General features: G+C 31.4%; 9 protein-coding genes. 4 read left to right on the top strand and 5 right to left on the bottom strand.

The window, feature by feature from the left end; all coding sequences use genetic code 11:
• Positions 1 to 35: 35 nt before the first annotated feature.
• Together ACSHW5_RS05040 and ACSHW5_RS05035 are read left to right on the top strand one after the other, a co-directional pair.
• Positions 36 to 2,786: a carboxypeptidase-like regulatory domain-containing protein gene (locus tag ACSHW5_RS05040; RefSeq protein WP_435675017.1), complete on the top strand. Its 2,751-nt coding sequence runs from the start codon at positions 36 to 38 to the stop codon at positions 2,784 to 2,786.
• Between the two features lie 146 nt (positions 2,787 to 2,932).
• Positions 2,933 to 4,945 carry a hypothetical protein gene (locus ACSHW5_RS05035; RefSeq protein WP_435675016.1) on the top strand — a complete coding sequence of 671 codons (2,013 nt, stop codon included), beginning with the start codon at positions 2,933 to 2,935 and terminating at the stop codon, positions 4,943 to 4,945.
• A 144-nt stretch (positions 4,946 to 5,089) separates the two neighbouring features.
• Here the strand turns inward: ACSHW5_RS05035 and ACSHW5_RS05030 are convergent, their stop codons facing one another.
• From ACSHW5_RS05030 to ACSHW5_RS05015, 4 genes are all read right to left on the bottom strand, one after another.
• The gene (locus tag ACSHW5_RS05030) at positions 5,090 to 5,446 is read right to left on the bottom strand and encodes a cupredoxin domain-containing protein (RefSeq protein ID WP_435675015.1); all 357 of its coding nucleotides are present in this window, start codon (positions 5,444 to 5,446) and stop codon (positions 5,090 to 5,092) included.
• A gap of 42 nt (positions 5,447 to 5,488) precedes the next feature.
• Positions 5,489 to 6,037 carry a carboxymuconolactone decarboxylase family protein gene (locus tag ACSHW5_RS05025; RefSeq protein WP_435675014.1) on the bottom strand — a complete coding sequence of 183 codons (549 nt, stop codon included), beginning with the start codon at positions 6,035 to 6,037 and terminating at the stop codon, positions 5,489 to 5,491.
• Positions 6,038 to 6,335: 298 nt separating this feature from the next.
• Positions 6,336 to 6,650: a thioredoxin gene (gene trxA, locus ACSHW5_RS05020; protein ID WP_435675013.1), complete on the bottom strand. Its 315-nt coding sequence runs from the start codon at positions 6,648 to 6,650 to the stop codon at positions 6,336 to 6,338.
• Positions 6,651 to 8,900: 2,250 nt separating this feature from the next.
• Positions 8,901 to 9,740, bottom strand: a complete 840-nt coding sequence (locus tag ACSHW5_RS05015; RefSeq protein ID WP_435675012.1) for a helix-turn-helix domain-containing protein — start codon at positions 9,738 to 9,740, stop codon at positions 8,901 to 8,903.
• A 283-nt stretch (positions 9,741 to 10,023) separates the two neighbouring features.
• Between ACSHW5_RS05015 and ACSHW5_RS05010 the strand changes: the two genes are divergently transcribed.
• Together ACSHW5_RS05010 and ACSHW5_RS05005 are read left to right on the top strand one after the other, a co-directional pair.
• Positions 10,024 to 10,803: a hypothetical protein gene (locus ACSHW5_RS05010; protein WP_435675011.1), complete on the top strand. Its 780-nt coding sequence runs from the start codon at positions 10,024 to 10,026 to the stop codon at positions 10,801 to 10,803.
• Positions 10,793 to 11,275, top strand: coding sequence for a hypothetical protein (locus ACSHW5_RS05005; protein ID WP_435675010.1), 483 nt, complete (start codon positions 10,793 to 10,795; stop codon positions 11,273 to 11,275). Before ACSHW5_RS05010 ends, ACSHW5_RS05005 begins: the two co-directional genes overlap by 11 nt.
• Before the next feature lie 8 nt (positions 11,276 to 11,283).
• Here ACSHW5_RS05005 and ACSHW5_RS05000 read toward each other — a convergent pair whose 3' ends face one another.
• Positions 11,284 to 11,559, bottom strand: coding sequence for a branched-chain amino acid transport system II carrier protein (locus tag ACSHW5_RS05000; RefSeq protein WP_435675120.1), 276 nt, complete (start codon positions 11,557 to 11,559; stop codon positions 11,284 to 11,286).
• Positions 11,560 to 11,633 lie beyond the last annotated feature (74 nt).

Here is an 11,633-nt window from a genome sequence, read left to right as displayed (position 1 = left end):
TTGCAGTTGTAAATATTACACTAAGATACATTAAAATGAAGAAATTTTTATTTATTACTTTTTTAGCTTTAAGCCAATTTATAATTGCGCAAGATACAGGTACCTTAAAGGGGTTGTTGTCAGATAAAGAAACAAATAATGAGCCTTTGCCTTTTGCGAATGTTATTATTAAAGGAACTAGTATAGGTACAACCACAGATTTTGATGGATACTATGTTTTAAAAGTACCAGCCGGAAATCATACCATAGTTTTTAGTTTTTTAGGGTATAAAACAATACAAAAGCCTTTTACTATTAGTGCCGGCCAAACTGTTACCATTAATGAAACCCTTTCTGCAGAAGAAGGTGTTGCATTAGAAGATGTAGTTATAAGAAGTTCTGCAAGTAAAGAGTCAGTTTCTGCACTTTTGTTAGACCAAAAGAAAGCAACTGTTATTAAAGAAAGTATTGGTGCACAAACATTAGCAAAAACAGGGGTTTCAAATGCTGCTAATGCAACTACCAAAATTTCTGGAGTTACCAAAAGTGAAGGTTCTGGTAATATATACATTAGAGGTTTAGGAGATAGATATTTATCTACCACCATGAACGGTTTGCCAATACCTTCGGATGATGTAGAAAATAAAAACGTAAACTTAGGTTTGTTTTCTACAAACATTATTAAAAATGTAGGAATCAGCAAAACGTATGCTACAAATAGTTATGCAGACCAAGGTTCTGGTAATGTAGATGTAAGTACAAAAGAATACTCTAAACAAGAATATTCTGTTTCTGTTTCTGGAGGTACAAATACAAACGTATTAAACTTGTCAGATGATTTTAGAACATCCATTATACATAAGGATGTTACTTTAGGTTTTCATAAAAAAACCTATGCACTGCAAGATGCCATTACATTTCAAGGTTGGGATACAGAAACTACAGGAACTCCAATAAACTTTAGTGGCTCTTTTTCTGCAGGAAAAAAGTTTGATGTTTTAGGAAAAGAAGTGGCTGTTTTCTTAACAGGTTCTCATTCTAAATCTTTTGAATATAAAGAAGGCCTTTTTAAACGTTATAGATCTAATGTTTTAGACAATAGTTTTAGTGATGTTGAGCAATATAATATTACTTCTAACACTACAGGATATGTACATGTTAAATTAAAACTTAACGGTAATAATATAATTAAATACAATACTTTATTTGTTAATAAAGGTTTAGATAGATTGTATGAGCAAGGAAGAAATGGTTTAGGGTATGTTTTTGATCAAGATCCGCAAGAAGAAGGCGCTTTTGTTAGAGATCAAAACTTTAAACAAACTACCATGTTTGTAAACCAACTTTTAGGAGAACATAAATGGAATGATAACAACACCTTAAACTGGGCTGGTGGTTATAACTTTGTGTTAGCTGAAGAACCAAACAGAATTAGAAATGAAGTAAATATTTTAGACATTACAACTTCACCAGAAATTCAGTTTTCTCATGTTGGAGATTATCAACAAAGAAAATCTAGTCAAAAAATTCAAGACACAGAATATGCCGCTCTTATAGAAAATAAATGGGCTTTAGGAATCAAAGATGAAGATGATAATAAACCATTTTCTTTAAACTATGGAGCAAATTTAAGACACAAAGAAAGAACTTTTAAATCTTTATTTGTGGGTGTAAGAGCTAAAGGTTTTACAGCTCCTTCTATAGATGATATTTCTTCTGTAATTACAGCAAGTGGTTTTAATAATGGATTAAGACTAAGAATTGGTGAAACAGATAGATACAATGCAGATTTAGATATTATGGCTGGTTTTGTAAACTTCGATTTTGCATTAGCAAATAAATTATCTGGTAACTTAGGTTTGCGTTACGAAAGAGATGAGTTAGATGTAACTTGGGATATTACAAATTATGTTGGTAGAATAGGAACATTAAACAGAGTCTATGAAAGCTTATATCCTAGTGTAAACTTAAAATTAGAGTTGTCAGAAAATAAATACTTACGTTTTGCATCTAGTGTTACACAAACTTTACCAGAGTTTAAAGAATTAGCACCTTTTGAGTATGTTTCACCAACAGGTCGTGTTATTAAAGGGAATCCAGCATTAGAAAAATCAGATATCTATAACTTTGATGTAAAATATGAAATGTTTCCACAAAGAGGGCAACTTTTTTCTGCAACAGCATTTTATAAGTTAATTAATAACCCAATAAACTTAGCGCAAGCTAGAGGTTCTTCTGGTAATTTTCAGTATTCAAATACAGGAGATGAAGCAACTGTTTATGGTTTTGAATTAGAAGTAAAAACAGATTTGTTAAAAAATGCTGATGATGAAGGTATTTTAAATTTAACAGGAAATATTACAAAAATGTGGTTACAGCAAGATTTGCTAGAAAACTTCCAATACAATAATATTACAGAATCTAGCTTACAAGGTGCTTCTGATTTTATAGCAAATGGTTCTTTAAGTTTTAGTGATAAAAAAGAAAATGAATTTATTGCAACGTTAACCGGTAATTATTCTTCGGATAAAATATTTTCATTAGGATCTCCGGAAGACTTTGCCAACAGTGCTCAATTGTATAATGATGAAATTGTTGAAAAAGGATTTGTAGGATTAGACTTGGTGTTAAGCAAAAAATTAAGTAATAATATACTTTTAAAACTAGTTGGAAGAAATTTATTGAATCCAGAAATTAATCAAACTCAAAAAGTTAAAAGCTTAATTACAGGTATCGAAACCAATGAAACAGTATTGTCTTATAAAAAAGGTAGTCAGTTAACTTTAAGCGTAAAGTATACTTTTTAAGTAAGTTAACGAATGGTTAAGAAACCAAAGGTTTTCTAAATAAACCCTAACACACTATTAATATTTAGGTAAAGAAAAATAAAGAAATGGGTAGTTTCTTTGTGGAAAATTAAAATTAAAAATAAAATAAATTAAAATAAAATAAAATGAAAAAATCAATTTTTAGAATTTTTAATATTGTAGCTTTTTCTTTAGTTACATTAACGTTAACCAACTGTGGTAGCGATGAGCCACTAGTAATTGTACCAGGTGCAGAATCTGGTGTAATTGAAAATTTAAAAGTAGGTATCATGGACGGTAATCTTGAAGAAGATTATACATTAGATGCAGGAATGTCTTATAACTTAAATGCTTCTTTTACTATTGATTCAGGTGCTAAATTAACAATACCTGCAGGAACAAGAATTCAGGCTGTAAATGGTGGAACTAGTGTTTTTATTGCAGTTTTACAAGGTGGTAAAATAGATATTCAAGGTACTATTTCTTCTCCTGTTATTATGTCTTCAGCTTCTGGTAATCCTGGAGATTGGGGAGGTTTAACAATTTGTGGTAATGCAACTACTACTGCTGGTGTAGGTGCAGAAGCAGAAGTTGGTGGTTTTATTTATGGAGGTTCAGATGATACTGATAACTCTGGTTCTATCAACTATTTAGTAATTAAAGGAACTGGTGCTCAAATTAGTTTAGATTCTCAATATAATGGAGTTTCTTTCTATGCGGTTGGTTCTGGTACTTCTGTTAGCAATGTTGCTGTAATTAATGGTTCTGATGATGGTGTAGAATTTTTTGGAGGTACAGTTTCTGTTTCTAACTTATATCTAGAAAATAACGAAGATGATGCAATCGACTGGACAGAAGGATGGAATGGAACCGTAAATACGGCTTACATTTCTCATACAAATGCTGGTTTTTCTACTGTTTTTGAAGGAGATAAAGATAATGGAAACCCTAAATTTAATAACATTACTGCAATTTCTACAGTGGGTGGTACTGCTTTACAATTTAAAAAAGAATCTGGTGGTACAATCACTGGATTGTCTTTAAGTGGTTATGATGTAGATTTAGATATGAAAGATGGTGGTGCAACTTCTAATATTGTATTTTCAGATGGTTACGCTCCAGTAGCATTGGCTACAGAAGATGAAATGACTGCTTCAGGAAATTACTTTTATACATTAAATACTTCTGTTGTACCAACAGTTAGTGTTGTAGATTTTGATTGGGTTCCTACAGATTTATCATTCGAAAGTAGTTCTTTACAAGGAGCGGTAACTACAAATGTTACTCTAGATGCTTCTATTAGTTATACATTAAATTCTTCTTACATTGTACAATCAGGTGCTACTTTAACAATTCCTGCTGGAACAAAAATTACAGCTAGAGATGGTGGAACTGGAGTATACATTGCAGTTTTAAAAGGTGGTAAAATAGATATTCAAGGTACAGCAGCAAATCCGGTAGTAATGGCTTCTGCATCAGGTGCTCCTGGAGATTGGGGAGGTTTAACAATTTGTGGTAGCGCTACAACAACTGCTGGTGTAGATGCAGAAGCAGAAGTTGGTGGTTTTATTTACGGAGGTACTAATGATGCAGACAATTCTGGTTCTATAAAATATTTAGTAATCAAAGGAACTGGTGCTCAAATTAACTCAGAATCTCAGTACAATGGAGTTTCTTTTTATGCGGTTGGTTCTGGAACTACAATTGAAAACATTTCTGTAATTGATGGTGCAGATGATGGTGTTGAATTTTTTGGAGGAACAGTTTCTGCAACAAATTTATACTTAGAAAATAATGAAGATGATGCTGTAGATTGGACAGAAGGATGGAATGGTACTGTAGAAAATGCTTACATTTCTCATACAATTGAAGATTTCTCTACAGTTTTTGAAGGAGATAAAGACAATGGAAATCCTAAGTTTAATAACATTACAGCTATTTCTACTACTGGTGGAACAGCTTTACAGTTTAAGAAAACTTCTGGAGGAACAATTACAAACCTTTATTTAGAAGGATACGATACAAACATTGATATGAAGGATAATGGTCCTTTGGCAAATGTAATTATAGACGGAGCAGCTGCAACTACTACTGCAGATTACAACACTGGTACAAAAGTAGATGTTAGTACTTGGTCTTGGAAAAATGCAGGATTATAATAAAAACTCAGTAATTGTAAAAATTACTTAATTATATTTCTTAAAACCTCTTGAAACATATTGTTTCAAGAGGTTTTTTTTGTATCAAGAACTAAAAAAAAGGCGAGCATTTCTGCGCGCCAATCACTACTTGAATTAAGAAAACTATTCTACTGTTAGCGTATATTGTGGTGTTGGATTTAAAGGACAGAAATACACATATTCTCCTTTTGTAAGCGTAACTTCTTTAGAAGTTTCTTTGGTGTTGTTTTTTACTTGTGCAATAACATACGCGTTTTTAATGTGTGCTTTTACATCTGCTTTTGGAGCTAAAACAAAACCTACATTATGGCCTACGTTGTTGTTGGCTACTTCAAAAACATACGTTCCTTCAGATAATGTAAGTTGTTTCTGAGTAAACTCACCTTTTGTTTGTTCTAAAGAAACTGTTTTTACATCTTGTGCATTTGTATTAAATGCGAAACCTAATATGATTACTAAAATTGCGATTACTTTTTTCATGATTGTTGTGTATTACTAATTATTATTAAAATTGATTATTTATTAAATTGATGCTACTTCTAAGGTTTGTGCTACTGGGAAATCTACGGCAACATCTGTTGTTTTATGAAAGTAGTTGGTAATGGTAATTTCTCCTATTAAGATAATTGCATCTGCCAAGTTTCCTTTTGTATATCCTGCTGCGTATAAGTTTTCTATTGCTTCTGTTGTTGCCGCGCCTCTATTAATAGCTACACTTCTTGCAAATTTTGCTAAGGCATCTAATTTTGAATCAAAAGAAGCATTACCTGTTCTTAATTCTAAAATTTGAGGTTCTGTAAAACCATTCATTTTACCAATTGCTGTGTGTGCAGATAAACAATACACGCATTCGTTTACTTGACTTACTGCTAAGTTTATTACTTCTTTTTCTTTGGCAGAAAAACTAGTTTTACCTTGTCCTATTGCTAAAAAGTTACCCAATGCAGTTTCGCTGTGTGCAAATGCTGCGTATAAGTTGGGTACAAAACCCAATCCTTTTTCTAATTGATTAAAAATTGCTTGGTTATTTTCTGATACTTCGTTTTTTGTTGGTATGTTAAATGTGCTCATAATTTTATTTTAAATTGTTTTAGTATTAATTTTTTATTTACTTAATATTTGCTTTCACAAACTTGTTGATTTCCCGTTCGCTCGTCGTAAGTTTGGTAACCCCAGCAGTTTGGACATTGTGTGTTTTCTATTGTTTTCATAATTGTTGTTTTTTGTTTTTTCGAAAATGCTTTCGAAAAGCGTTCTTCATGTTTGACTCTGCAAAGATGCAACTGATAGTAACCTCAAAAATTGGACAAAAGTTCCTTTGCTTTGGACTTGTTAAAAAGTTGCTCTTTTTTGTTGATGATTGCAGTGTTTATTTTAAGCGGTCTATTTTACTTCTTAAATTTCTTTCTGTAATTAAACCTGTATGTCTGTCGGCAGGCGCTCCGTTTTTAAAGAAAATTAACGTTGGTATATTCCTTACATTAAACTTTGCAGCCAATTCTGGGTAATCATCTACATTTATTTTTTTGATGGTTACATCGTCCTTTAACTCGTCTGCTAATTTGTTGATGGTTGGTAGTAAAGTTTGACAAGGTCCACACCAATCTGCATAAAAATCGAACAATACAGCGTTGTTATTTTCTAAGATATTTTTTACGTCTATTTGATCTAATTGAATTTCCATTTTTTTTATTTTTAGTTGCTGCTAACGCAGGATTAATTACTTGTTGTTGTGTTGTTATTGTTACACACTGCAAAGATGCAACGGAGATAGAGGTTTAAAAATGGACAAAAGTTCCTACTGTTTGGACAAGGGAAAAAAGTTGACAAAAATGCACGCGTGAAGGATAGAGCAAGTTGTTTGAGCTCTTTTAAAGTTTGATAAAACTTTAAAAAGCGAGTTGCGAAAGCCTGACCTGATAAGGGCACGCCCAAGAAAATTAAAAAAATGTTGAGTTAAACCACAAACTTGTCATTTCGACGATAGGAGAAATCTCATGACAGTGATAACACAACACCAATCAAAATTTATGAGATTTCTCTCAAAAGTTCGAAATGACAAACTGAGCGAAAAAGAAATACAAACCTTACCACTTCGTATTTTAGGAGAATTTCCATATCGTTGATACCACAACATAAACCACAAATTTGTCATTTCGACGATAGGAGAAATCTCATGACAGTGATAACGCAACACCAACCAAACTTTATGAGATTTCTCTCAAAAGTTCGAAATGACAAAACTGGACGAAAAAAAACACAAACCTTGTTACTTTGTGTTTTAGGAGAAGTTTTATAACGTTGCTGCCACAATAATAAACCACAAACTTGTCATTTCGACGATAGGAGAAATCCCATAATAGTGATACCACAACACCAACCAAACTTTATGAGATTTCTCTCAAAAGTTCGAAATGACAAACTGAGCGAAAAAAAAATACAAACCTTATCGGTTCGTATTTTAGAAGAATTTCCATATCGTTGATACCACAACATAAACCACAAATTTGTCATTTCGACGATAGGAGAAATCTCATGACAGTGATACCACAACACCAATCAAACTTGATGAGATTTCTCTCAAAAGTTCGAAATGACAAACTGAGCGAAAAAAAAATACAAACCTTACCACTTCGTATTTTAGGAGAATTTCCATATCGTTGATACCACAACATAAACCACAAACTTGTCATTTCGACAATAGGAGAAATCTCATGATAGTGATACCACAACACCAATCAAAATTTATGAGATTTCTCTCAAAAGTTAGAAAGGACAAAACAGGACGAAAAAAAACACAAACCTTGTTACTTTGTGTTTTAGGAGAAGTTTTATAACGTTGCTGCCACAATAATAAACCACAAACTTGTCATTTCGACGATAGGAGAAATCCCATAATAGTGATACCACAACACCAACCAAACTTTATGAGATTTCTCTCAAAAGTTCGAAATGACAAACTGAGCGAAAAAAAAATACAAACCTTATCGGTTCGTATTTTAGAAGAATTTCCATATCGTTGATACCACAACATAAACCACAAATTTGTCATTTCGACGATAGGAGAAATCTCATGACAGTGATACCACAACACCAATCAAACTTGATGAGATTTCTCTCAAAAGTTCGAAATGACAAACTGAGCGAAAAAAAAATACAAACCTTACCACTTCGTATTTTAGGAGAATTTCCATATCGTTGATACCACAACATAAACCACAAACTTGTCATTTCGACAATAGGAGAAATCTCATGATAGTGATACCACAACACCAATCAAAATTTATGAGATTTCTCTCAAAAGTTAGAAAGGACAAAACAGGACGAAAAAAAACACAAACCTTGTTACTTTGTGTTTTAGGAGAAGTTTTATAACGTTGATACCACAACATAATCCACAAACTTGTCATTTCGACAATAGGAGAAATCCCATAATAGTGATAACACAACACAATCAAACTTGATGAGATTTCTCTCAAAAGGTCGAAATGACAAACTGAGCGAAAAAAAATACAAGCCTTACCACTTCGTATTTTAGAAGAATTTCCATATCGTTGATACCACAATATAAACCACAAATTTGTCATTTCGACGATAGGAGAAATCTCATAACACTGATAACACAACACCAATCAAACTTTATGAGATTTCTCTCAAAAGTTCGAAATGACAAAACTGAACGAAAAAAAATACAAACCCTACCACTTCGTATTTTAGAAGAATTTCCATATCGTTGATACCACAATATAAACCACAAACTTGTCATTTCGACGATAGGAGAAATCTCATGACAGTGATAACGCAACACAACCAAACTTTATAAGATTTCTCTCAAAAGTTCGAAATACCAAACTGAGTGAAAAAAACTAAATGAACTCTGTTAATCAGTCTTTAAGAGGAGTTTTATAGTGAAGCTGAGGTAAAATATAAACAGTTAGTATTCCTTTTTAAATTGTAAAGGAGACTTTAAAATTGCTTTGGTAAAAAAGCGCGTAAAATAGGCAGGATCATTAAAGCCGAGCTCGAAAGCAATTTCTTTTACCGTTTTATCTGTATAAATAAGCTGACGCTTTGCTTCTAATAAAATTCGGTTTTTAATAAAGTCTGATGGGGTTTTTGCGCCCAATTTCTGAAAATGTTTGCTAATAGATTTTGGCGAAAGTCCCAATCTGTTTGCGTAGTCTGTTACAGCATGCATGGTTCTAAAATTCTGTTCTACCAATAAACTAAAATCTTTAAAAAGACGGGTTTCGGTGTCTTCTTTAATTACATGGTTTTCTTTTTTTACACGAACAGAAGAAATGATAAATTGCTTTAAATAAGATTGCAACATATCGTATTGTGCGGTTTCGTTTTGCTGAAATTCTTCGATTAAATTTTCTAAAATAAAGTTGAGTTTTGCCGTGTCTTTTTTACAGGGTTTTACAAACGGAGTTTCATAAATATTGTTGAATAGAATTCCGTTACAGGCCACTTCTGTATTGTGGGTTTGTATGCAGTAAAAATCTCTTACAAAGGTAAGTTTATAGGCAGTTTTTATTTGCTCGGAATCTACGGTAAATACTTGTCCGGGTGATAAAAAGAACAACACATTGTCATTAAACGTATAGCTTTCAAAATCGATATTGTAGGTACCGCTACCTTCTTGAATCCAATAAATAGAATAGGCGTTTTGTTGTACAGAATGATCTATAGTACACGCTTTTTCAAACTGTACAGTGCTTACGGAAAAGGTTTCTTTAAAGGAATATTTTACAATGTCTTGAACTGCCATATTTTGTTGTTGTGCTGTGTTGGTCGTAAAAGTTGTGGGAAACTTAAAGGTTGATTTATCTTCATAATTTTAACTGATGATCAATAAAAATAAAATGATTGTTATAAGAAGTATTGATAATATTTAAAACTACAAGAGTATTTTTGTTTGATGGAATACTTTATAGTTGTTACTATAAATAACTAACTTATTTATTCTTAGTTGTTTATTGTTTGATAATTAATAATAAAAACTAGTTAAAGTTTGATTTTTTACAAAATTAAATAAATTGTATCTTTGAGTTGTGGAAAAAATAGGAGACATAGAAATTCGTGTTGTTGGAAAATCAGGAAATCAAGATTTAAAACCTGAAAATTATGACATTAAACATATTGCAGCAATATTGCAAAATGTAGATGCTTTATTGTATCCTACCAATAAAAAAGATAGACCATTAATTACTTATGATATTAAGGAAGGTTCTGTTAGACATTTATTTAAAACGACTATTCAAACAGTTATTGGTTTTAGTGCTATTTTAACTCAAATTCAAGCAAATGAATCTATCGATTTTTTAGAGGTAAAAACAGCTAGAGCTATTGAAAATATTCAAAACTTATCGCTTCAAAAAGATTATGAATTTCAAATCAAAACATCTTTAAAAGATAGTTATGAGTTAACTATTAATCCTTCTACTAAATTTTTTAGAACACAAAATATTTGGACTGATGCAGAATTTTATTTTTATGGAATTTTGAAAGATGCAGGAGGCAAGAATAAGATTAATATTCACTTAGATACTGAAGATTATGGTTATTTAACAATTGAAACTGGTGAAGAGTTTTTAAAAGAAAAAGAAGAAAACCTACTTTTTAAGAGGTTTGGTGTTAGGGCAAAAGGAAAACAGAATATAGAAACGGGTGAAATTGATACAAAATCACTTTCTTTATTAGAGTTAATTGATTATCAACCTAAATTTGACAGTGATTATTTAAATTCATTAATCAAAAAAGCTAAAAAAAGTTGGAGTGATATAAATCCAGATGAATGGTTATTTAATTTAAGAGGAGGTTATGAAGCATAGTGTATTACTTGATACAAGTTTCTTTATTCGTTTATTAAATGACGAAGACCCTCTTCATCTAAATGCTGTTGGATATTACAAATATTTTTTAGAAAATGATATTATTTTAAAAGTATCCACAATTACAATTGCAGAATACTGTGTTCTAGGAAAATTAGACGATTTACCTTTAAAAAATATTCAAATTCTTGTTTTTAATTTAAAAGAGGCTGAAAAAACAGGAGAATTCGCAAAAATACTTTTTAGAGAAAAGAAAATTAGTGAAGAATCTCTATCTCCAAGAGCAATAATACCCAATGATTCAAAACTATTCGCTCAAGCTGATTTTGATAAAACAATTACACATTTTGTAACTTCTGATGTTCGTTCTAAAAAAACATTAGCCTTATTAAAAAAAGGAATTAATCCTAAGTTTGAAATTATAAGTATCGACATTCCATTTAATGAAACTTTTGGGATTTTAGATTTATAAAATTATTCTTATTTCTTCCTCAAATTTAGCCCAACAAACGCCAACAAAGCAGGTAAAACCCAACCCAAACTATGTTCTGCAAGCGGAATCATACTTTTTATTCCGGTTAAGTTTTCTCTAGGAATAATAAATCCTAAAAAATCTGGAATACTAAAGATAAAAGTCACAATTACAACAGCTCTAAAAACCAATATAGAAGTGTATTTTTCTGGTACAACGTTTAATAAAATCAACACAATGGTAATTGGGTAAACAAACATTAACGCAGGCACGGCAACATCAATAACGTGAGTTCGATGTAAGAAATTTTAATTAAACCTATAAAAAAAGCAGAATATTTAGTATATTAAAGTACTGA

The sequence above is a fragment of the Polaribacter sp. genome (genome assembly GCF_051251875.1).
In the GTDB taxonomy this organism is placed as follows: Bacteria; Bacteroidota; Bacteroidia; order Flavobacteriales; family Flavobacteriaceae; genus Polaribacter.
Note: the sequence above shows the minus strand (reverse complement) of the source record. Positions and strands in the feature narration are given on the sequence as shown.